The sequence below is a fragment of the Streptomyces sp. SID12501 genome (assembly GCF_010550245.1).
Lineage (GTDB): Bacteria > Actinomycetota > Actinomycetes > Streptomycetales > Streptomycetaceae > Streptomyces.
In genome coordinates this window covers 132,338-153,482 of record NZ_JAAGLU010000001.1, presented here as the reverse complement: position 1 = coordinate 153,482, position 21,145 = coordinate 132,338, and the positions used below count along the sequence as shown (strand labels likewise).

Below are 21,145 nucleotides of genomic sequence, written 5' to 3'. Positions count from 1 at the left end.
CGTTCGGACTGAGTCGTTTTTGTTCAGTAGGTCGTTCTGTTCGGGCAGGTCGTTGTCCTCGGTCAGGACTTTCTCTTCGGTCAGGTCTTTCTGTTCGGTCAGGTCTTTCTGTTCGGTCGGTCCATCCTGTCGAGCGGGATGCGCAGGGTGAAGGCGGTGCGGCCGGGGCCGCTGGTCAGGTCGAGGGTGCCGCCGTGGGCCCGGGCCAGGGAGAGCGCGACCGCGAGTCCGAGGCCGCTGCCGCCCCGGTCGCGGCTGCGGGCCTTGTCGACGCGGTAGAAGCGGTCGAAGACCCGGTCCTGGTCGGCGGCCGGGATGCCGGGACCCGCGTCGGCGACCCGGACCACCGCGTGACAGCCGGCACCGTTGCCGCCATCGTCGGCCTTGTCACCCTTGTCGACGGTCAGGTCCAAGGACACCGCGGTGCCTGCGGGCGTGTGCACGGCCGCGTTGGTCAGCAGGTTGTCCAGGACCTGCCGGATACGCAACGGATCGAGTCGCAGCCACAGTTCCTTCGGGGGCGCCGTCACCGTCAGCGGATGCTCCGGGTGGCCCGCGCGGAAAGCGTCCGCCGCCTGGGCGGCCAGTTCCACCAGGTCGGCGTTCTCCGGGCGCAGCGGTGTCTCGACCTGGGCCGCGTCCAGCCGGGCGAGCAGCAGCAGGTCGTCGAGGAGGACGCCCATCCGGGCCGCCTCGGCGCGCAGCCGGGCCAGGTGCCGGTCCCGTTCGCCGGGCTCGTTGGCGGCGGCGTACTGGAAGAGGTCCGCATAGCCCCGTACCGACATCAAGGGTGTGCGGAGCTCGTGCGAGGCGTCGGCGACGAAACGGCGCAGGCGCTGTTCGGCCTCGGTGCGCACGGCGAGCGAGTCGTCGATGTGTTCGAGCATGGTGTTGAACGCGGTGCGCAGTTCCTCGACCTCGGGGCCGCCGTTGCCCCGGTCGGCGCGTACGGGCAGCCGGGCGGAGTCGGTGAAGTCGTGCGAGGTGATGCCGCGTGCGGTGTGGGCCATGTCGCTGAGGGGCCTGAGGCCGCGCCGCAGCACCGCGCGGCCGAAGACCACGAGGCCCAGCAGGGCGAGCGCGAAGGCGACGACCTGGACCGTGACCAGCCGGTCCATCGTGTTCTCTATGTCGTCCATGGGCGCCGCGGTGACCAGGACGACCCCGTCCTCGACCTCGCAGGCGCGCAGTCGGTAGGCCTCCCCGTCGATGCGCGCGGTGCGCAGGACGGGGTCGGTGTCGGTGGCGCGCACATCTTCGGCCGTGGTGAGAAGTTCGGCGGAGTCCTTCGGCACGTCGGCGGGCTCGCGGAGTACGGGCTTGCTGCCCGAGACCTTGTACGAGGCGGTGTACCAGCCGTAGTACGGCTTTCCCTGCACACTGCCGTAGTCCACGACGTCCTTGGACTGGGCGGTCTGGACCATCTTCATCTGGTCGCTGAGCTGGCGTTCCAGGTACTCCCGCATGTACATCGACAGCGACGCGCCGACGACGGCGAACACGGCCAGCGAGAGCACGCCCATGCCCAGCGCCAGCCGCGTGCCCAGCCGCAGCCTGCGGTAGTTCTCCCGGCAGTGGCCGATCACTCGCCGACCTGCCGGACCACGTAGCCGACACCCCGCACGGTGTGGATCAGCGCTTCGTCGTGCTGGTCGGGATCGTCGAGCTTGCGGCGCAGCCGGCTGACGACCAGTTCCACGACGTTGGAACGGCCGCCGAAGCCGTACTCCCAGACGTGGTCGAGGATCTGTGCCTTGGTGAGCACGGTCGGCGACTTGCGCATCAGGTAGCGCAGCACCTCGTACTCGGTCGGGGTGAGGGTGAGCCGTTTGTCGCCGCGGCGGACCTCGCGGGTGTCCTCGTCCATCGTCAGGTCGGCCACCCGGAGCACGGACCGCTGGAAGGCGGGGCCGGCGCTGCGGCGCAGCACGGTCCGTAGCCGGGCCATCAGCTCCTCCACGGCGAAGGGTTTGACCAGGTAGTCGTCGCCGCCCCGGGTGAGCCCCGCGACCCGGTCGGCGACTCCGTCACGGGCGGTGAGAAACACCACGGGCACCATCGTGCCCGACAGCCGCAGCCGGTCGAGCACGGCGAAGCCGTCGAGGCCCGGGAGCATCAGGTCGAGCACCACGATGTCCGGATGGAACTCGGCGGCCCTGGTCAGCGCCTCCTCACCGGAGTACGCGGTGACCGCCTCCCAGCCCTCGTAGCGGGCGACCGTCGCGACCAGGTCGGCGATGGGCGGATCGTCGTCCACAACGAGAAGTCGTACTTTTTCCACGTGCTCATAGTGCTGCACGCCGCATCAGACACCACACCTCTTCCCCTCCGAACGCGAGATCGATAACAACTTGAAAGTCCAACGACAGCTGAACGACAGCTACCGTCGGTCATGCTCTGTGTTCCTGGATCCGATCAAGGAGCACCGTCCGTGACGACCGTCCAATCGCGTCCCGCGCCCCCCACGGCGATACGCCCCAAAGTGGTGGCCCGCACCGGCCTGTACGCCGTGCTGGCCGCCAACGTGGCCGTCGTGACCGTCTTCTTCTTCCAGGCCGGGTTCGCCTCGAACGCCCTGATCGTGATGGGCCGGCTCGCCGGGCTGTACGGCGCCCTCGTCATGGCCTTCCAGCTGGTGCTGGTGGCCCGGCTGCCGTGGCTTGACCACCGCATCGGCATGGACCGGCTGACCTCCTGGCACCGCTGGGTCGGCTTCGGACTGCTGTGGACGCTGATGTCCCACGCGGTGTTCATCACCTTCGGCTACGCCGAGGGCACGTCCATGGGCCCGGTCGACGAGCTGGTGGAGCTGGCCGAGACCACCGAGGGCGTGCTGCGCGCGATCGTCGCCCTCGTCCTGATCATGGTCATCGGCGCGGTCTCCGCGCGCTACGCCCGCCGCCGCCTCGCCTACGAGACCTGGCACTTCATCCACCTGTACACCTACGTGGCGGTCGTCCTGGCGTTCACGCACCAGGTCGGGGTCGGTACGACGTTCACCTCGTCGTCCGCCGCCACCACGTACTGGTGGGCCCTGTGGAGCGTGGCGCTCGGTTCGGTGTTCCTGGGCCGGGTGGTGCTGCCGCTGCGCAAGAACCTCCGTCACCAGCTCCGTGTCTCGGCCGTCGTTCCCGAGGCCGACAACGTCGTGTCGATCTACATGACGGGCCGCGACCTCGACAAGCTGCCCGCCCGGGCCGGCCAGTTCTTCCTGTGGCGGTTCCTCACCAAGGACCGCTGGTGGCAGGCGAACCCCTTCTCGCTGTCGGCGGCGCCCGACGGCAGGACGCTGCGGCTGACCGCGAAGGTGGCCGGCGACGGCACCGCCGCCCTGAAGCACATCCCGGTCGGCACCCGCGTCTTCGCCGAGGGCCCGTACGGCGCGTTCACCGCGCTGCACCGCACCCGGCCGGAGGCCGTCCTCATCGCCGGCGGAGTGGGCGTCACGCCCATCCGCGCGCTGCTTGAGGAGATCCAGGGCCACGCCGTGGTCATCTACCGGGTCGCCAGGGACCAGGACGCCGTCCTCTACCAGGAGCTGCGGGACCTCGCCCACGCCAAGGGCGCCGAGCTGCACCTGGTGAGCGGGCCGGTCGCCCCCGACAAGCTGGCCCCGGCCGAGCTGGCGAAGCTGGTGCCGGACATCGCGGACCGGGACGTCTTCCTGTGCGGCCCGCCGCCCATGATGAACGCGGTGCTGCGCAGCCTGCGGGAACTGGGCGTGCCCAAGTCGCAGACCCACTTCGAGCGCTTCAGCCTGGCCGGATAAGAGGAACGTCGTGAAACGAGCACTGCCTGTTCTGGTCCTGAGCATCGCGGGCCTGGTCCCCGTCTGGCTCTACGAGCCGTCGCTGGGCACGACGTCCTCGGAGGCCTCCGCCCCCGCCTCGACGCCGTCCTCGTCGTCCTCGGCCTCGTCCTCCGGGTCCTCCGGTTCGTCGCCCACGGTCGTCGCCGGAACCACCGTGGCCACCGAGAAGGGTGACGTCCAGGTCGAGGTGACGTTCGCGGGGTCGAAGATCTCCTCGGTGCGGATGCTGAAGCAGCCGAACCACCCGCAGACCACGGCCGCCGTGCCGGTCCTGATCAAGGAGACGCTGGCCGCGCAGAGCGCCGACATCGACACGGTCTCCGGCGCCACCATCACCAGCGACGGCTACAGGGAATCCCTCCAGGCCGCCATCGACTCCCAGGCCGACTCGGCCGAGGCGTCCCCGTCGCCCTCCGCGTCCATCTCGTCGTCCGCGGCGGCGGAGTCCGCGTCCAAGGTCGTCTCCGGGACCGCCGTGGACACCGAGAAGGGCACCGTGCAGGTCGAGGTGACCTTCGAGGGCGACACGATCGCGTCCGTGAAGATGCTCCAGCAGCCGAACCATCCGCAGACCACGGCCGCGGTACCGGTCCTGATCTCGGAGACACTCGAGGCACAGAGCGCCGACATCGACACCGTCTCCGGCGCCACCATCACCAGCGACGGCTACAAGGAGTCCCTCCAGGCCGCCATCGACGCGAAGGGCTGAGGGCATGCGGCGCGTCGAGCACATCATGGGGTTCCCGATCTCGCTGCGGATCGACGACGAGAACGCCCCGGTGGAGGCGGCGGACTCGGTGTTCGCCTGGCTCCATGAGGTCGACGCGCGGTTCAGCCCCTTCAAGCCCGACAGCGAGGTGTCCCGCCTCGACCGGGGCGAGCTGGAGACCGGTGAGCTGAGCGCGGACCTCACCGAGGTGCTCGGCCTGTGCGAGGAGTTCCGGGCAGCGACCGGGGGCGCGTTCGACGTACGGCTGCCCGGCCGGGGCCTGGATCCGTGCGCGGTGGTGAAGGGCTGGGCGGTGCAGCGGGCGGCGGATCTGCTGGAGGCGGCGGGTGTACGGACGTACTGCCTGAACGCCGGGGGTGACGTGGTCGCCGCCGGACGCCCCTGGCGGGTCGGGGTACGGCATCCCGAGCACGCCGACCAGCTGTGCACGGTGCTGGAGATCACCGAGGGGGGTGTGGCGACCTCCGCCCGCTACGAGCGGGGCGACCACATCCTCGACGGCCGCACCGGCCGCCCGGCGACCGGGCTGCTCAGTCTGACCGTCGTCGCCGCCACGCTCACCGAGGCGGACGCCACCGCGACGGCCGCTTTCGCGATGGGTGCGGAGGGTATCGAATGGGCCGCCGCGCGCAAGGGCTGCGAGGTGTTCGCGGTGGACGCCGACCGGCAGGTCTTCCGGACCCCGGGTCTGCCGGTCGCCGCCTGAACGTCCTCACCCGCTGTTGTACGTCCGTGTGGGCGCCCTCCGTTCCAACGGAGGGCGCCCACGGTCATGCGGAGTCCGTGCCGTCAGTGGCCCCGGGCGATCCACTCCTGGAGGTTCGGTGCCTCGGCCCCGATGGTGGTGGGGTCGCCGTGCCCGGTGAGGACCTTCGTCCCGGGCGGGAGGGCGAGCAGCCGGTCCCGGATCGAGTCGATGATCGTCGGGAAGTGGGAGTAGGAGCGGCCGGTGGCACCGGGGCCGCCGTTGAAGAGGGTGTCGCCGGTGAAGACGGTGCCGAGTCCCGGTGCGTGGAGGCAGACCGCGCCCGGCGCGTGTCCGGGCGTGTGCAGGACCGTGAGGGCGGCGCCGGCGGCCTCGATCACCTGGCCGTCGGTCAGCCAGGCGTCGGGTTCCCGGTCCGGATGGGTCTGCTTCCACAGGGGCAGGTCGTCGCGGTTCAGCCAGATGGTGGCGCCGGTGCGCTCGGCGAGAGCGGGGGCCGCGTCGATGTGGTCGTTGTGGGCGTGGGTGCACACGATGGCGGTCAGGCGCCGGTCGCCGACGGCCGCCGCGATGGCGTCGGCGTCATGCGCGGCGTCGATGACGATCGCCTCGTGGTCGTCGCCGATGATCCACACGTTGTTGTCGACGTCCCAGGTGCCGCCGTCGAGGCTGAACCGCCCGGAGGTGACGAGGTGTTCGATGCGGGCGGCCATCACAGCACCACCACGGAACGCAGTACGTCGCCGCCGTGCATCCGCTCGAACGCCTTCTCCACCTCGTCGAGTTGGATGGTCTCCGTGACGAACTTGGCCAGGTCCAGGCGGCCTTGGAGGTGCAGGTCGATGAGCATGGGGAAGTCACGGGAGGGCAGGCAGTCGCCGTACCAGGACGACTTCAGCGAGCCGCCACGCCCGAAGACGTCGATCAGTGGCAGCTCCAGCTTCATCTCCGGCGTCGGCACACCCACCAGCACGACCGTCCCGGCGAGGTCACGGGCGTAGAACGCCTGCTTGTACGTCTCCGGGCGGCCCACCGCTTCGATGACCACGTCGGCGCCGAAGCCTCCGGTCAGTTCCTGGATGGCCTCGACCGGGTCGGTCTCCTTGGAGTTGACCGTGTGCGTGGCGCCCATCGTGCGGGCGGTGGCCAGTTTCCGGTCGTCGATGTCGACGGCGATGATCTTCGAGGCACCCGCGAGGTTGGCTCCGGCGATCGCGGCGTCGCCCACGCCGCCACAGCCGATGACGGCGACCGTGTCACCGCGACCGACATTCCCGGTGTTGATGGCGGCGCCGATACCGGCCATCACCCCGCAGCCCAGCAGTCCGGCGACAGCGGCCGAGGCGGCCGGGTCGACCTTGGTGCACTGCCCGGCCGCGACGAGGGTCTTCTCTGCGAACGCGCCGATACCCAGCGCGGGCGACAGCTCGGTGCCGTCGAGCAGGGTCATCTTCTGCTTGGCGTTGTGCGTGTTGAAGCAGTACCACGGGCGCCCACGCAGACAGGCCCGACAGTTCCCGCACACCGCACGCCAGTTGAGGATCACGAAGTCACCGGGGGCCACGTCCGTGACCCCCTCCCCCACCGACTCCACGACACCGGCCGCCTCGTGGCCCAGCAGGAAGGGAAAGTCGTCGTTGATCCCGCCCTGCTTGTAGTGCAGGTCGGTGTGGCACACGCCGCAGGCCTGGATCCGGACCACGGCCTCGCCCGGGCCGGGGTCAGGCACGACGATCGTCTCGACCCGCACCGGTTCGTTCCTGCCCGGTGCGATCACGCCGCGTACTTCCTGCGCCATGGTGCTGAACCCTTCCATCGGCCAATGTTCGGTTCTTCGCTCCGACCCTACGTGCGACTGATCGGTAACGGCACGCTCACGGTCGAGCCGCCCCACAAAATACCCCCGGGGGTACCTCTGCTACGGTGAGACACATACCCCTGGGGGTATTTTTCGTAAGGCTTCACGAGGAGAGGAGTGCCGCCGTGTACTTCGTCGACCGCATCGATGTGCCGGGGCTCGGCAACCGTGGCTACCTGGCGGGCGGGCCGCACCGGGCCGTGATGATCGATCCGCCACGGGACATCGACCGGGTGATCGGGGCCGCTGCCCGGCGGGGGGCGCGCATCACGCACGTCGTCGAGACACACGTCCACAACGACTACGTCACCGGCGGCTTGGAGCTGGCCCGGATCACCGGCGCCGCCTACCTCGTCCCGGCCGGCGCGCGGGTCGCGTACGACAGGGTGCCGGTCATGGACGGGGACAGCGTGCGGGTCGAGGAGGGGTTGGAGCTGCGCGCGCTGGCCACGCCGGGGCACACCCCGCACCACACCGCGTACGTCCTGGAGGAGGACGGCCAGGCCGTGGCCGTGTTCACCGGCGGCTCGCTGCTGATCGGCTCGGTCGGGCGACCGGACCTGGTCGAGCCGAGGCTCACCGGGGCGCCGGCCCGCGCGCAGTACGACTCGGCGCACCGGTTGGCTGCCGAACTCCCGGACCAGACCGCCGTGTTGCCCACTCACGGCTTCGGCAGCTTCTGTTCCGCCGGAGCGGCCACGGGCGACGCCACGACCATCGGTCGGGAGCGCGCCACGAACGAGGCACTGGTGAAGGACGCCGAGACATTCGTCGCCGAACTGCTCGCCGGGCTCGACGACGTGCCCGCGTACTACGCGCACATGGGCCCGGTGAACTCCGCCGGGCCCGCGCCCGTCGACCTGACACCGCCGGCCCCGGCGGACGCCATGGAGATCGCGGCGCGGCTCGCCGCCGGGGAGTGGGTGGTGGATCTGCGCAACCGGGTCGCCTTCGCCGAAGGGCATGTCGCCGGGTCGGTCAACTTCGAGGCGGCGGGACAGCTCGCCACCCATCTGGCGTGGCTCCTGCCGTGGGGCAAGCCGGTCACGCTGCTCGCCGAGTCGGCAGCGCAACTTGCCGACGCTCAGCGGGAGTTGGTCCGGGTCGGAATCGACCGTCCGGCTGCTGCCGCGACCGGCTACCCCACGGCGTGGCTGCGACCGGGCGAGCAGTCGCGCACCTTCTCTCGTGCCACGTTCGTCGAACTGGCGGGCCAGGAGCGCAAGGAGGTCGTGATCCTGGACGTGCGGCGTGACTCCGAGCGCGCGGGCGGCCATGTCGCGGGTTCGCTGCACATCCCGCTCCACCAGGTGCGCGACCGGCTCGCGGAGATACCCGACGGGACGGTGTGGGTGCACTGCGCGGGCGGGATGCGGGCCGCGATCGCCGCCTCGCTGCTGGACGCGGCGGGGCGCGCGGTGGTCGCCGTCGACGACGCCTTCGCCGGTGCCCGCCGGGCCGGGCTCCCCACGCGGATCACTCCGGCGGAGGCCCACGAGCTCGCAGGCGCGGTCGGGACGGCCGTACTCCTGGACGTCCGGGAAGCCGAGGAGTGGGCGGCCGGGCATGCCATCGGCGCGGTGCACGCCCCGCTGTCGGCGCTGACGGCGGGTGCTTCGCTGCCGGGGTCCGCGCAGGGTCGCCCGCTGATCGCCATCTGCCGTTCCGGCAAGCGCTCCCGGGAGGCGGCCACGCTGCTCGAAGCACGCGGCGCGGAGGTCATGGACGTGATCGGCGGGATGCGGGCATGGGCGGAGGCGGGCCTGCCGGTGGCTGCCGGGGGCGGGCTGCCGACAGAGTCGGGTCGGCCGAGGGCGACCGGCAACGGACTGCAAGCGGATGCGGGCCGACCGGCATCGACCGGGGATGGGGTGCACACGGAAACGAGCCCGCCGGCGGCGACCTGGGGTGGACTGCGCACGGAAACGAGCCCGCCGGGGACGACCGGGAGTGGACTACGGGCGGCCTCCTCCAGCGATGGCGGCCCGGTCGCGTGAGCGCGCTCGTTCTCGCTCTGGTCGCCGGGGCCGTGACCGGTCTCGCGCTGGGGGCGCTCGGGGGCGGCGGCAGTGTACTTGCCGTGCCCGCGCTGATCTATCTGCTCGGTTTCACCCCGGCCGCGGCCGGCACCGCGAGCCTGGCCGTCGTCGCCGTCACCTCCACCACCGCGCTGACCGCGCACGCCCGTGCGAGCACCGTCGATTGGCGGGCCGGGGCGGTGTTCGCGGCGGCGGGACTGGTTCCCGCCACACTCGGCGGGGTGGTCAGCGGGTATGTGCCGTCTGCCGTCCTGACCTGCGCGTTCGCGGTGATTGCCGGGCTCGCCGCGTACCGCATGCTGCGCCCTTCGGCGTCGGTACGGGAGGGGGTGCCGGTGCGGCCCGTTCAGGTCGCTCAGGCAGGCGCGGGGCTGGGTGCGATGACCGGGGTACTGGGCGTGGGCGGCGGCTTTCTCGCCGTACCGGCGCTGGTGAACGTCGTGGGGCTGCGGATGCGGGCCGCCGTCGGGACGAGCCTGCTGGTCATCACCGTCAACTCGCTCGCGGCGCTGCTGGCCCGGGCCGGCACGGCGACCCGTGTCGACTGGACGCTGGTCGCGCCCTTCGCCGGCGCCGCGATCCTCGGCGCGTGGGACGGCAAGCGGCTCGCGGGCCGGATCTCCGGGAACCGGCTCCAGCGGATCTTCGCCTGGGTACTGCTGGCGGTCGCACTGTTCATGCTGGCCGACGCGCTGGTGTGACCACCGACCACCCACCGTTCACCCCTCGAACACACTCACGCCAGCGACAGGAACAGCTTCTCCAGCCGGGCCCGCATCTGCTCCTTCGTCTCACCGTTCCGCTCGGCCGCCTTCACGTCGGTCAGGCACTGTTGGAGTCCGGTCGCGATGATGGCGAAGCCCGCCCGGTCCAGGGCACGCGAGGCTGCGGCGAGCTGGGTGACGACCTCCTCACAGTCGCGACCCTCCTCGATCATCCTGATCACCCCGGAGATCTGCCCCTGCGCCCGGCGCAACCGGTTCAGCACCGACTTGAGCTCATCGCCCTCGAACTGCAGTTCCACAACCACTCCTCCACATACCCCTCTGCATACCCTTGGGGGTATTTTACCCGCACCCCAGGAGAGGATCACACTTCCCCATGACGGCTCCCGTCGCCCTCGACACCGACCAGGCCCACATCCGCCTGCCCCAGCTGACCGTCGTCGACGTCCGCACCCCGGGCGAGTACGCCTCCGGACATCTTCCCGGCGCCCTCAACATCCCCCTAGACCTCCTCCGGCGCGCACTGCCCACCCTCAAGGAGTCGTCGGACCAGGGCGAACTGCTCCTCGTCTGCGCCTCCGGCGCCCGCTCCGAGTCCGCCTGTTCGGTCCTCGCCGAGAACGGCGTCCCGGCCATGACCCTGACCGGAGGCACCCAGGGCTGGCAGGACCGGGGACACGCACTGCAGCACGCCGCGACCGAGGCCCGCACCACCTGGCCCATGGAACGCCAGGTCCGCTTCACCGCGGGCGTCATCGTCCTCGCGGGCCTCGGACTGGGCCGACTGCACCCCGCCTGGCGGCTGCTGTCCGCGGGTGTCGCGGGCGGCCTCGTGTTCTCGGCAGTGAGCAACACCTGCGGCATGGCCCACCTGCTGGCCAAACTGCCGCACAACCGGCCACGGCCCGCCGACCTCGATGCCACCCTCACCGCGCTCGCCCGGCGGCCCCAGGAGCGCGCCGAGTCCACCGGGTCGGCCGAGCCTGCGGGGTACGCCACGGACGCCGGCGCATGAAGTCCCGGACGGCTCGGGCGAGTTGGGTCTCGTCCAGGCCGTCCGGACCGGCGAAGGCGAGCAGCCGGTGCGGGACGTGGACCAGCGTGCCGGCGATGTGACGGGCCGAGGTGACACGCGGGCAGGGCGCGACCAGCACCACGTCAGCGTGGTCGGCGCCGAGCAGGACCCCGCGCAGTCCGGCCTCGTCGAAGGGCGGACGGTGGCCGCGCTCCCCGACCGCTTCGGCGGCAGCGTCGGCGGGCTGCTGAGCACCGGAGGCCCGGACGGCTCCGGTCACCGGCACGGTCTGGTCGCCGGCCGTGTGCGGGAGTCGGACTTGGTCACGGGCGTCGGCGAGGAGATGACCTGTGCTCGGAGGCTGTCTACCGGGCGGCGAGGCGGAACCTCTCGTCCTCGCGACGACCCGGGACAGGCGGTCGCTCCAGCGACAGGAGCGGGGGGGCAAGGCGGGGCGGGGCGGGGGGTACAACCGTTTCGTCTCTCTCTCGGCCGCCGACGTAGGGTGAATGTCCCGCCCGTCCGCCGCCCCAGGAGCGCCGTGAGCATCGCAGAGCCGAACACCGGTCCGCCCGCCTGGCGGCTGCTCCTCGGATACGTACGGCCGCACCGCTGGACCCTGCTGGCGGGAGCCCTGCTGTCGCTGGCCACCGGTGCCGCCGGGCTGGCGCTGCCGTTGGTGGCGCGGGGGCTCATCGACGATCTGTCCCACGACCGGACGATCACGGGTGCGCTGGTGCTGATGTCGGCGCTGGTCGTCACCAACGCGGCACTGGGCGGGCTGGGTTCGTACGTACTGCGGCGCACCGCCGAGTCGGTGGTGCTGGGCGCTCGCCAGGAGCTGTCCTCCTATCTGCTGCGGCTGCGGATACCGGCCGTGGACCGGACCGAGCCCGGCGATCTGATGGCCCGGGTCACCTCGGACACGACCCTGCTGCGCGAGGTCACCACCGACTCGCTCGTCGGCCTCGGCACCGGCGGTCTCACCCTGGTGGCGACGATCGTGATGATGGGCCTGGTGGACCCGGTGCTGCTGGGTGTCACCCTCGCCGTGATCGTGGCGGCGGGGACCGTGCTCGGAGTGATCGTGCCGCGCATCAACAAGGCGAGCCGGCGGGCGCAGGACGCGGTCGGTGTCATGGGCGCCTCCCTGGAACGGGTACTGGGCGCGCTGCGCACGATCAAGGCGTCCGGCGCCGAGCACCGGGAGGAGCAGCGGCTGCACGAGGCGGCCGAGGAGTCGTGGCGGCAGAGCGTACGGGCCGCCAAGTGGGCTGCGGCGGCGGGCAACACGGCCGGCCTCGCGATGCAGATCGCCTTCATCACGGTGCTCGCGGTGGGCGGCGCGCGGGTGGCGACCGGCGCGGTCGAGGTCGGCACACTGGTCGCGTTCCTCCTCTACGTCTTCTATCTGATGTCGCCGATCCAGCAGGTCGTCGGCGCGATCACGCAGTACCAGACGGGCGCCGCGGCCCTCACCCGCATCCAGGAAGCCCTCGCCCTGCCCGCCGAACCGTCGTCGGCCCAACCCGCGCCCCTCCCGGCCACCGACGCCGAACCGGCGGCACTCGCCTTCGACGAGGTCCGCTTCCGCTACGCCGACGATCTTCCGTACGTCCACCACGGTGTGACGTTCGCCGTGCCGCCCCGGGGCATGACGGCGTTCGTCGGCCCGTCCGGCGCGGGCAAGACCACCGTCTTCTCGCTCATCGAACGGTTCTACGACCCCGAGTCCGGTGTCATCACCGTCGACGGCCGGGACACCTCCGACTGGGACCTGACCGAACTCCGGTCCGCCATCGGCTATGTCGAGCAGGACGCGCCCGTGCTGTCGGGCTCGCTGCGCGACAATCTGTTGCTGGGCAGTCCGGAGGCCGACGAGGACGCGGTCACGCGCGTGGTGAAGACGACCCGGCTCGACGGTCTGGTGGACCGGCTGCCGCGCGGCCTCGACACACTGGTCGGACATCGCGGCACCAAGCTGTCGGGCGGCGAGCGCCAACGGGTGGCCATCGCCCGCGCGTTGCTGCGTCACCCCCGGCTGCTCCTGCTCGACGAGGCGACCTCGCAGCTGGACGCGGTGAACGAGGCGGCACTGCGCGACACGGTCGCGGACGTCGCCCGTACGACGACTGTTCTGGTCGTCGCGCACCGGCTGTCGACGGTGACGATGGCGGACCGGATCGTGGTGATGGACGCGGGCCGCGTCCGCGCGGTCGGCACCCACCGTGAACTCGTCGCCGGGGACCCGCTGTACGCCGAATTGGCGGCGACGCAGTTCCTGGCGACCACCGGCTGACCGAACTCACCCCGGAGGGCGCTCAGTTCTCCAGTCTGCGCAGTCGTTCCGTGTCGCAGGTGCGGGGGCAGGTGGAGCAGGCCTCGTCCGGGCGGATCGTGTAGTAGAGGCAGCAGCCGGCGCGTGTGCGGGTCGGATGACGGCGTCCGGACGCGTCGGTGAGGTGGCGGAAGTCGGCGCCGCCGGGGTACGGGGAGACGGCCGAGGGCAGCAGTTCGGTGGCCGCGCGGACGGCGTCGTCCTCCCGGCCGAGGACCCGCCCGAGGTACCAGATCCCGGAGACGAGGTCGTCGGAGACCAGGCCCCACAGGGCGCGCGATCCCCGGCGGGTGATGGGGCCGAGCGCCGTGAGCAGCGGGGTCATGTGGTCGGCGACGGCGGAGCGCAACTCGGTGCGCAGCGACTCCTCGTGCGGGAGCACGGTGACTCCGGGGAGGGCGGCGGCGGGGTCATCGGGGAGGCAGGACAGGGAGGAGCGCGGCGTGATCCCGTACACGCCGGTGGCGAGGTCCAACCGGACGTCCTCGGGCCGGATGCGCGGCACACGGCGTTCCAGGTACCAGACGCCGCTCATCAGCAGGCCGACCGACCAGGCGTAGTCGTGCAGGGCGCGGGAGGCGGCGACGTGGGGGCGGGCGGTGTGCCCGTGGCGTTCCTGGATCCGCGCTGCCTCGGCCTCGACGAATGAGTCGAGGGCTTCTCGGCTTTCCGTCAACTCCGCTCCGCTCACCCCCCTTTGAGGGGTGGTCATGCCCGGTTGCACGACCTGTGCGGTGAGTACTTCGCAGATGCCGACGAGGCGTTGGTAGGCGCCGCCGAGCACACGCGCGGCGGCAGCGGCCGTCGGGGTCTCCAGGGCGACGCTCATCGGGTTCTCCTGCGCAGCAAGATGCGGGTGAGGTTAGATAGGAAAGGCTTACCTTACTGGCAAGATCGCGAGGCGGTTACCGGGGTGCTCTCATGAGGACGATCAAGGGCTGCGCACGTCCCACTACCTCCACAACTGCTCTGAACAGCAAGGTCTTCGAGGTCCCGGCCGGGATTCGGTTGTCCGGCATCGGCGTCCGGCCCTCCGAACAGATGCTCGTCGACATGGCCGAGGCCACCGGTGCGGAACTCCCCGATAGGTAACTCCCGCCGTACGGGAGCGGGGCGCGCCCTTCTGCACGCACCCCGCTCCCGGGCCTCCGAGTCAAGCCCCAAACCCCGACCAGCTAGCGGAAGTTGTCTCCCACGTCATGCGTCTGTACCTGCTCGCCCTCAACCCCACAGACTCCGTCACCGAGGGCTTCCTGCCCGCCGCCGCCCGCCTCGGTCTCGACGTCACTCTCCTCACCGACCAGCCGGACGCCCACCGGGCCGTGTACCCGGACGTCGAGGTCCTGGAGTGCGACGTCCGTGACTTCCGGGCCGTCGTGACCCGGATCTCCACGCATCACCGGCCCGACGGCGTCTTCAGCAACAGTGACCACCTCCAGACCCAGGCTGCCCTGGCCGCCGACTACTTCGGCCTGCCCGGCAAGGACTGGCGGGCCGCGCTGGCCTGCAAGGACAAGGCCGAGATGCGGCGCCGGCTCGCCGCCGCGGACATGGACACCGTGTGGTCCGCCGAGCTGACGGAGGCGGGGCCCGTCGCCCTGGCCGCGCCGTACCCTTGCGTCCTCAAGCCGCGCGAGGGCGTGGCCGGCGAGGACGTCGTCCTTGTCACCGGGGCCCAGGAATTGGAGTCACGCGCGAAGGAGATCTTCGCGCGGCGGCCGGGTGCCGTACTGGTCGTCGAGGAGTATCTGCCCGGGGAGCTGTACACCCTGGAGACGCTCGGTGACGGCAACGTCCGGCACGTACTGGGTGGTTTCCACACCGGGTTGTCGGCGCCGCCGTACTTCATCGAGGAGCGGCTCGTCCTCGTCCCGGCCCACCCCGAGCCGGTCGTCGCCCGGATACTGGCCCAACTGGACGCGCTGGGCGTCGGGTTCGGTGCCTGTCACACCGAGTTCGTGGTGCACGAGGGTCGCGCCCGGATCATCGAGGTCAACTACCGGGCCATCGGCGACCAGGTGGACCTGCTGCTGGCCGGGCTCCTGGGGATCCCGCTCTTCGAGCACATCCTGCGCACCCACCTGGGCGAGCCGCTCCCGGCCGACCTGGGCATCCGCCGCGACGTCGCGGCCCGCCTGGAGTACCCGTACGCCGACCGAGCGGGCACGCTGGCCTCCGCTCCCCCGGCTACCGAACTCACCCTGGACGGCGTGCATCTGACGTACCGCCCGCTGCGCGCGGTGGGTGAGCGGCACGACCTGTACCGCACCAACCGCGACTACCTGGGCGTCCTGCGGGCCACCGGCACCGACCAGCCGACGGTCGACCGGGTGTCGGCACAGTTCCTGGCCGCCCGGCGCTGGGAGGTCCGACCGTGACCGCCGCTCCTGACGCCCCCGTGACGACCGACGCCGCCGAGGCCGAACTGCTCGTCCGCGTCCTCAGCGCCCTGCTCCGCGAGGACGTGGTCGGCCTGCGCACCCTCGGCACGCTCACGCACCGCCCGGACGGCCTCTGGCTGCGCAGGCCGACCGACGGCGACGCCCTGTTGCTGCCGCTCACCGAGGACGGCTTCCAGTGCGTGTACGCGGCCCGACTGCCGCTGCTCGTGCGCGAGTCGGACGGCGCCGAGTTCACCTCGTACGCCACTGTGCTCGCCGCGCTGCGGGCGCTGGCCGATCCGGTGGACCGCGACGGCTTCGACGCCTTCACCGAGGAGTGCCGGCAGACCCTGGCCACTCTGCGGCTGCACGACGCCACGCGGGAGGAGGTCACCGGGCGGCTGGCGAGCCGTCATGGAGTCGACACGGCCAACTGGACGGGCCTGACGGCGTCCCTGGCGTACGACACCCTCGCGGCCCGCGTCGACCATCCCGTGTATCCGACCGCACGCGGCCGGTCCGGGCTGAGGACGGAGCAACTGCGTTCGTACGCACCGGAGTTCCATCCCCGTTTCGCGCTGCGCTGGCTCGCCGTGCCCAGGGAGGCGGTGACCCTCACCGGGACGTTGCCGGAGGGCCGGCCGACGCCCGCGATGCTCGGTATGGAGGATCTGCACGGCACGCATCTCGCCCTGCCCGTGCACCCGTTGACCGTCGGCGCCCCGCTCGACGAGGCCCTGCGGGTCACCGGCCTCGCGGGACGCGCCCGGCTCGCGGAGTGCACGTACCTCGACGTGGTTCCGACGCTGTCCATGCGTACCGTCGCGGTGGTCGCCGATCCCGCCCTGCACCTCAAACTCCCGCTCACCACAGCCACGTTGGGGCTGCGCAACCGGCGATCCATCAAGCCCGGGACGCTCGTCGACGGCGCCGCCGGGCAGCGGCTGACCGAGCGGGTCGTCGAACGCGAGCCGCGCTTCCGGGACACCGTCCTGCACGCCGACGAGACCACGTACGCGCACGCCGGACACGAACTCCTCGCCGTCCTGTGCCGCCGCTACCCGGCCGGCCTCGACGACGCCGCCGTCGTCCCGCTGGCCGCCCTGCTCGCCGAGGCGCCCGACGGACGGCTGGTCGTCGACCAGCTCGCCGACCGCTTCCACGACGGCGACCCGCTCGCCCTGCTGGACGCCTGTCTCACCCTCCTCTTCGACTGGCAGACCACCCTCTTCGGTCACGGCATCGCCCTGGAGTCGCATCAGCAGAACGTCTCGCTGGTCCTGGGGCCCGAACCGGGGCGGGTACGGCTGCTGTTCAAGGACAACGACGGCCCGCGCGTCAACACCGCCCGGCTCGCAGCCGTTCTGCCGGGGCCCTGGGGCTTCGACGACGAGCGGACCTACGGCACCGAGGACGGGCCCGTCGCCGACGTGTTCGCCAGCATCACCGTCCATCTGTGCGCGGGCGCCTACGCGTTCGGGTTCGCCCGGCACGGCCGCGCCACGCTCCCCTCACTGCTGAGGCTGGTCCGCGACCGGCTCGGGGAGTCCGTCGACCGGCTCGGCGGCACCCCGGCCGCCGAACTGCGCGCGCGGATCCTGGACGCTCCGCACCTGCCCGTCAAGGCGATGGTCAGCGCCGGAACCCTGCTCGGCAAGGAGCGTTCGGGCGCCGCCGACATCAACAAGCACTACACCACCGGCCCCAACTACCTGCTCCACGCCGGAGATCAAGGCGGACCGCACGCCGGGGACACCGAGTGAGCGCCGAGGCATGGTGCCTGCCGACACACTCCGCGCCCCCCTTCCGGGACGGACCCGCCGACCGCTCAGGCCGCAACCGGCTGCCGTTACACGCCCAGTCGGGCCAAGCCGTCGCCTTCCGGCTCGACGGCCGGGCCGACTCACCGACCACGTTCACGGCGGCACCGAACCTCCGGGGCCGCCGACAGCGCCAAGGGCCGTGCGCCCGGCGGGATGTCCGGCGCCCTGGAGTTCCTGTGTCAGATCGACGCTGTAGTCGCCGGTCCCGCCGAGGCGGCGGGCAGCGCCCGGTTCACCCCGCCGCACCGGGGCCGACCGGCAGCGGCGCCGTCACCGTGCCCGCCTCCCCCTTTCCCCCCAACCCCCGCTCACCCCGTGCCCGTTGGAGCCGCTGATGCCCTCACTGACCGACTCACCCGACGCCCCCAGCGCCCCCGCCGGACTCGTCGACGCCGGCCTCCCCAGCGCCGACGACGTGGTGACCCACACCCTCCTCAACTGCCTGCTGCGCGAGGTGTCGGGCCCGGAACGTCAGACCGTCGTCGACAACGGCCACCTCCTGCTCCGCCTGCCCTGCCGCGGCGTTCTCCTGCGGGTCCGCCTGCGCCGGACGTCGCTCCTGGGCGCCCACCGCTTCAGCGGCCCGGTGTACGAGCAGGCCGGTGACGACTGGGCGGCGGTGGACTGGCGGCGCCTGGCCGAGTACACGCGCGACGAGCTGTCCCTGCGGACCGGGGAACGCAATGACGAGTTCCTGGAGCAGATCGCCTCCAGCCACCAGGCCGTCACGGCCGCCCTGGCCGGTGAGCGCACCGCCGGACCCGCCGACGGCCACCTCGCCGCCTACCTGGTCTCCGAGCAGTCCCTGCTGTTCGGCCACCGCTTCCACCCCACACCCAAGGCCCGCACCGGCGACCCGCGCGCCTGGGCGGCGTACGCGCCTGAGACCGGGTCCGCTTTCCCGCTGCGGCACCTCGCCGTCCGCGCCCACCTGATCGCCGAGGAGAGTGCCGCCCCCTGGGCCCCCGCCGCGCTGGACGGCCAGCGCACGGACGTACCCGACGGCTACCGGCTACTGCCCACACACCCCTGGCAGTACGACACCCTGCGCGAACACCCGCTGCTGCGGGCCGCGCTGGAACGCGGCGACATCCTGGACCTCGGGCAGGGCGGCCGCCCCTTCGCCGCCACGGCGTCCGTGCGCACCCTGTACGACGGCGAGACGTTCCTCAAGTTCAGCCTGAACGTGCGCATCACCAACTGCCTGCGCAAGAACAGCAGTTACGAGCTGTCGGGCGCCGTCGCCCTCACCCGCGCCCTCGCCCCGGCCCTCACCGACCTGGCCGAGCGCTTCCCCGGCAGCGCGGTGCTCCGCGAGCCCGCCTACCGCGCGCTCGCCCTGCCCGGCCCCGACGGCACCCCGGACCGTGACCTCTTCGAGGGCTTCGGCGTGATCGTCCGCGAGGGCCTGCCCCGACACCTGGCGCCGGGTTCGACACCCCTGCTCGCGGCGGCGGTTGCCGACGAGTACCCGTCGAGCGCAGCGCACGTCTCCCGGCTGCTCACCGACACGGACCCGGACACGGCCCTCGACTGGTTGTCGACGTATCTCGACCTGCTCGTCCCGCCCGTCCTGGCCGCCTACTTCGACCACGGACTGGTCCTGGAACCGCACCTCCAGAACGTGCTGATCTGTGTGGACGCCGACGGCCGCCCCGTCCAGGTGCTCTTCCGGGACCTGGAGGGCACCAAGCTGGTCCTCGATCATCACGCCGACACCCTCACCGCCGTACCGGCCGACGTCGCGGGCCCGCTGACGTACGACGCGGAGCGCGGCTGGGACCGGGTCGTGTACTGCCTGCTCGTCAACAACATCGCCGAACTCCTCGCCGCCCTGGCCGACCTGCACCCGGACGCGGAAGCCGCGCTGTGGGCACGGGTGCGCGACACACTCCGGTCCTACGCCGACCGCTCCGGCTGCCCGCCCCGGCTCACCGCGCTGCTCGCCGGGGTGCCGCTGCCCGCGAAGGCCAACCTCCTCACTCGCTGGGGGCGAAAGGCGGATCGCGAGGCAGGATATGTACGGCTGCCGTCCCCGCTCGGCGAGGACATCCTGCGCGACACCCCCCGGAGCACCCGATGACCCTCGCCGTGCGCGACCACGCCCTGTCCCTGCCTGCCACGGAACTGCCCGCCTATGTCTACGACTTGACGGAACTGCGCAGTCACGCGGCGATGGTCCGGGCGGCACTGCCCAAGCGGGTCGAGCTGTACTACGCGGCGAAGGCCAACCCGGAGCCGGAGATCCTGGCCGCGCTCTCGCCGTACGTCGACGGCTACGAGGTGTCCTCGGGCGGTGAACTCGCCCATGTCGCCGACGCGGTGCCGGGCCGGCCGCTGGCGTTCGGCGGACCGGGCAAGACGCCGGACGAGATTCTGACCGCGCTGGAGCTGGGCGTCGACCGGATCCATGTCGAGAGCGAGCACGAGCTGCGCATGCTCGCCGAGTTGACGCGGCAGGTCGGGCCCGAGCGCCGGGTGGCGGTGCTGGTGCGCGTCAACATCCCGGTGTCCGACGGTTCGTTGGCCGGCAGCTCGCTGACGATGGGCGGTCGGCCGACTCCCTTCGGGCTCGACCCGGCCGGGGCCGAGCCGGTGTTCCGGGCCCTGATGGACGGGACGTATCCCCAGCTCGAACTGCGCGGTGTGCACGCTCACTTGGCGAGCGGACTCGACGCTCGGGAGCTGCTGGCCGTGGCCGAGTCGGTGGTCACCTGGGCGACGGGGCTCGGGGTGTGTGTCGGCGAGGTGAACGTCGGCGGCGGGATGGCCGTCGACTACGCCGCGCCGACCCGCCGTTTCGACTGGGCGGCGTTCGGCAAGGGCCTGACCTGGCTGACCGAGGCGTACCCGGAACTGACCCTGCGCATCGAGCCCGGCCGGGCCCTGACCGCGTACTGCGGCTGGTACGCCACCGAGGTGCTGGATGTGAAGCGGAGTCACGGCGAGGAGTTCGCTGTCGTCCGGGGCGGCACCCATCATCTGCGCACCCCGGCGGCGAAGGGCCACGACCAGCCCTGCACGGTGCTGCCGGTGGATGCCTGGCCGCACCCGTGGCCCCGCCCGGCGGCCGAGGAGTCGCGGGTCACGCTGGCCGGCCAGCTGTGCACGCCGAAGGACGTACTGGCCCGGCGGGTTCCGGCGCCGGGGCTGCGGGCGGGCGACCGGGTGCTGTTCTCGCTGGCGGGCGCCTACGCGTGGAACATCTCCCACCACGACTTCCTGATGCACCCGAGGCCCGGCTTCCACTTCCTGGGCGCGCGGCCGGCGGCAGCGAACCAACCGTAATAGAACGCGCGCGCGAAACAGGTGAGGGCCGCCCGGTCCGGCCGGGCGGCCCTCGTCCCCACTCTCCCGATCAGTACGTCCGTCAGGCCTCGATACCGGGCAGCAGACCGGTGACGGGGGCGGCCATGTCGGTCAGCTGGTGCAGCTGCTGGAGGTCGCTCAGCCGGTTGAGCGAGGTCAGCTGGCTGGAGACCCGGGGAATGTCCTCGTGGTACTGCGCGGGAATCTCGCTCACGGCGAGCGAGTCGAGCTGGGCGATCGGGTTCAGCTTGCCCGCGTTCTGGTCGGCGGCGGGAGCCGCGCTCGCCAGCGGGGCGGCGAGGCCGGTGACGCCGACGGCGAGACCAATGGCGGCAGCGATTCGTCGTGTTGAGATCATGTATTGATGAACGGCGCGCGCCCCGCCCCGGACACGGGCACCGCGCCCCGCT

20 protein-coding genes and 1 pseudogene are annotated in these 21,145 nt (G+C 71.8%); 13 read left to right on the top strand and 8 right to left on the bottom strand.

Going from position 1 to position 21,145, the window contains the following annotated elements:
- Positions 1 to 98: 98 nt before the first annotated feature.
- Together G3I71_RS00670 and G3I71_RS52550 are read right to left on the bottom strand one after the other, a co-directional pair.
- Positions 99 to 1,586 (bottom strand): ATP-binding protein, encoded by a 1,488-nt coding sequence (locus G3I71_RS00670; protein WP_164311864.1) that lies wholly within the window; start codon positions 1,584 to 1,586, stop codon positions 99 to 101.
- Positions 1,583 to 2,281 carry a response regulator transcription factor gene (locus tag G3I71_RS52550; RefSeq protein ID WP_164311863.1) on the bottom strand — a complete coding sequence of 233 codons (699 nt, stop codon included), beginning with the start codon at positions 2,279 to 2,281 and terminating at the stop codon, positions 1,583 to 1,585. Before G3I71_RS52550 ends, G3I71_RS00670 begins: the two co-directional genes overlap by 4 nt.
- Before the next feature lie 150 nt (positions 2,282 to 2,431).
- Here G3I71_RS52550 and G3I71_RS00660 point away from each other — a divergent pair, with 150 nt between their 5' ends.
- The 3 genes from G3I71_RS00660 to G3I71_RS00650 are packed head-to-tail and all read left to right on the top strand — an operon-like array spanning position 2,432 to position 5,247.
- Positions 2,432 to 3,769: a ferredoxin reductase family protein gene (locus G3I71_RS00660; RefSeq protein ID WP_164311862.1), complete on the top strand. Its 1,338-nt coding sequence runs from the start codon at positions 2,432 to 2,434 to the stop codon at positions 3,767 to 3,769.
- A gap of 10 nt (positions 3,770 to 3,779) precedes the next feature.
- A complete protein-coding gene (locus G3I71_RS00655) occupies positions 3,780 to 4,520 on the top strand; it encodes an FMN-binding protein (RefSeq protein ID WP_164311861.1) in 741 nt (246 codons plus the stop codon).
- A 4-nt stretch (positions 4,521 to 4,524) separates the two neighbouring features.
- Positions 4,525 to 5,247, top strand: coding sequence for an FAD:protein FMN transferase (locus tag G3I71_RS00650; protein WP_164311860.1), 723 nt, complete (start codon positions 4,525 to 4,527; stop codon positions 5,245 to 5,247).
- An 83-nt stretch (positions 5,248 to 5,330) separates the two neighbouring features.
- Here the strand turns inward: G3I71_RS00650 and G3I71_RS00645 are convergent, their stop codons facing one another.
- Both G3I71_RS00645 and G3I71_RS00640 read right to left on the bottom strand, forming a co-directional pair.
- A complete protein-coding gene (locus G3I71_RS00645) occupies positions 5,331 to 5,960 on the bottom strand; it encodes an MBL fold metallo-hydrolase (RefSeq protein WP_164311859.1) in 630 nt (209 codons plus the stop codon).
- On the bottom strand, positions 5,960 to 7,045 hold the full coding sequence (locus G3I71_RS00640; protein ID WP_164312044.1) for an S-(hydroxymethyl)mycothiol dehydrogenase: 1,086 nt from the start codon (positions 7,043 to 7,045) through the stop codon (positions 5,960 to 5,962). The genes G3I71_RS00645 and G3I71_RS00640 overlap by 1 nt, the downstream gene beginning before the upstream one ends.
- Positions 7,046 to 7,230: 185 nt before the next feature.
- Here G3I71_RS00640 and G3I71_RS00635 point away from each other — a divergent pair.
- The 3 genes and pseudogenes from G3I71_RS00635 to G3I71_RS00630 form a co-directional block, all read left to right on the top strand.
- A pseudogene (locus G3I71_RS00635) lies at positions 7,231 to 8,571 on the top strand (rhodanese-like domain-containing protein); the annotation flags it as partial.
- 9 nt (positions 8,572 to 8,580) lie between these two features.
- Complete coding sequence (locus tag G3I71_RS50780) at positions 8,581 to 9,102, top strand: rhodanese-like domain-containing protein (RefSeq protein ID WP_343242807.1); 522 nt, start codon at positions 8,581 to 8,583, stop codon at positions 9,100 to 9,102.
- On the top strand, positions 9,099 to 9,845 hold the full coding sequence (locus G3I71_RS00630; RefSeq protein WP_164311858.1) for a sulfite exporter TauE/SafE family protein: 747 nt from the start codon (positions 9,099 to 9,101) through the stop codon (positions 9,843 to 9,845). Before G3I71_RS50780 ends, G3I71_RS00630 begins: the two co-directional genes overlap by 4 nt.
- Before the next feature lie 35 nt (positions 9,846 to 9,880).
- Here the strand turns inward: G3I71_RS00630 and G3I71_RS00625 are convergent, their stop codons facing one another.
- Positions 9,881 to 10,168 carry a metal-sensitive transcriptional regulator gene (locus G3I71_RS00625; protein WP_164311857.1) on the bottom strand — a complete coding sequence of 96 codons (288 nt, stop codon included), beginning with the start codon at positions 10,166 to 10,168 and terminating at the stop codon, positions 9,881 to 9,883.
- Positions 10,169 to 10,245: 77 nt separating this feature from the next.
- On the opposite strand from G3I71_RS00625, the gene G3I71_RS00620 reads away from it, so the two are divergent.
- Complete coding sequence (locus G3I71_RS00620) at positions 10,246 to 10,884, top strand: rhodanese-like domain-containing protein (RefSeq protein WP_164311856.1); 639 nt, start codon at positions 10,246 to 10,248, stop codon at positions 10,882 to 10,884.
- Here the strand turns inward: G3I71_RS00620 and G3I71_RS50775 are convergent.
- Complete coding sequence (locus tag G3I71_RS50775; RefSeq protein ID WP_239148765.1) at positions 10,796 to 11,164, bottom strand: hypothetical protein; 369 nt, start codon at positions 11,162 to 11,164, stop codon at positions 10,796 to 10,798. The two genes, G3I71_RS00620 and G3I71_RS50775, sit on opposite strands and share 89 nt — an antisense overlap.
- 261 nt (positions 11,165 to 11,425) lie before the next feature.
- On the opposite strand from G3I71_RS50775, the gene G3I71_RS00610 reads away from it, so the two are divergent.
- Positions 11,426 to 13,183, top strand: coding sequence for an ABC transporter ATP-binding protein (locus G3I71_RS00610; protein WP_164311855.1), 1,758 nt, complete (start codon positions 11,426 to 11,428; stop codon positions 13,181 to 13,183).
- Between the two features lie 22 nt (positions 13,184 to 13,205).
- On the opposite strand, the gene G3I71_RS00605 is transcribed toward G3I71_RS00610, so the two are convergent.
- The gene (locus G3I71_RS00605; protein WP_164311854.1) at positions 13,206 to 14,051 is read right to left on the bottom strand and encodes a (2Fe-2S)-binding protein; all 846 of its coding nucleotides are present in this window, start codon (positions 14,049 to 14,051) and stop codon (positions 13,206 to 13,208) included.
- 92 nt (positions 14,052 to 14,143) lie between these two features.
- Here G3I71_RS00605 and G3I71_RS00600 point away from each other — a divergent pair, with 92 nt between their 5' ends.
- From G3I71_RS00600 to G3I71_RS00580, 5 genes are all read left to right on the top strand, one after another.
- Positions 14,144 to 14,314 carry a hypothetical protein gene (locus G3I71_RS00600; RefSeq protein WP_164311853.1) on the top strand — a complete coding sequence of 57 codons (171 nt, stop codon included), beginning with the start codon at positions 14,144 to 14,146 and terminating at the stop codon, positions 14,312 to 14,314.
- A 107-nt stretch (positions 14,315 to 14,421) separates the two neighbouring features.
- Positions 14,422 to 15,600 carry an acetyl-CoA carboxylase biotin carboxylase subunit family protein gene (locus tag G3I71_RS00595; protein ID WP_164311852.1) on the top strand — a complete coding sequence of 393 codons (1,179 nt, stop codon included), beginning with the start codon at positions 14,422 to 14,424 and terminating at the stop codon, positions 15,598 to 15,600.
- Positions 15,597 to 17,366, top strand: a complete 1,770-nt coding sequence (locus tag G3I71_RS00590) for an IucA/IucC family siderophore biosynthesis protein (protein WP_164311851.1) — start codon at positions 15,597 to 15,599, stop codon at positions 17,364 to 17,366. The genes G3I71_RS00595 and G3I71_RS00590 overlap by 4 nt, the downstream gene beginning before the upstream one ends.
- A gap of 394 nt (positions 17,367 to 17,760) precedes the next feature.
- The gene (locus G3I71_RS00585; RefSeq protein WP_164311850.1) at positions 17,761 to 19,509 is read left to right on the top strand and encodes an IucA/IucC family siderophore biosynthesis protein; all 1,749 of its coding nucleotides are present in this window, start codon (positions 17,761 to 17,763) and stop codon (positions 19,507 to 19,509) included.
- Positions 19,506 to 20,714 carry a type III PLP-dependent enzyme gene (locus tag G3I71_RS00580; protein WP_164311849.1) on the top strand — a complete coding sequence of 403 codons (1,209 nt, stop codon included), beginning with the start codon at positions 19,506 to 19,508 and terminating at the stop codon, positions 20,712 to 20,714. Before G3I71_RS00585 ends, G3I71_RS00580 begins: the two co-directional genes overlap by 4 nt.
- An 82-nt stretch (positions 20,715 to 20,796) precedes the next feature.
- On the opposite strand, the gene G3I71_RS00575 is transcribed toward G3I71_RS00580, so the two are convergent.
- Complete coding sequence (locus G3I71_RS00575; RefSeq protein WP_164311848.1) at positions 20,797 to 21,093, bottom strand: hypothetical protein; 297 nt, start codon at positions 21,091 to 21,093, stop codon at positions 20,797 to 20,799.
- Between the last annotated feature and the right edge of the window lie 52 nt (positions 21,094 to 21,145).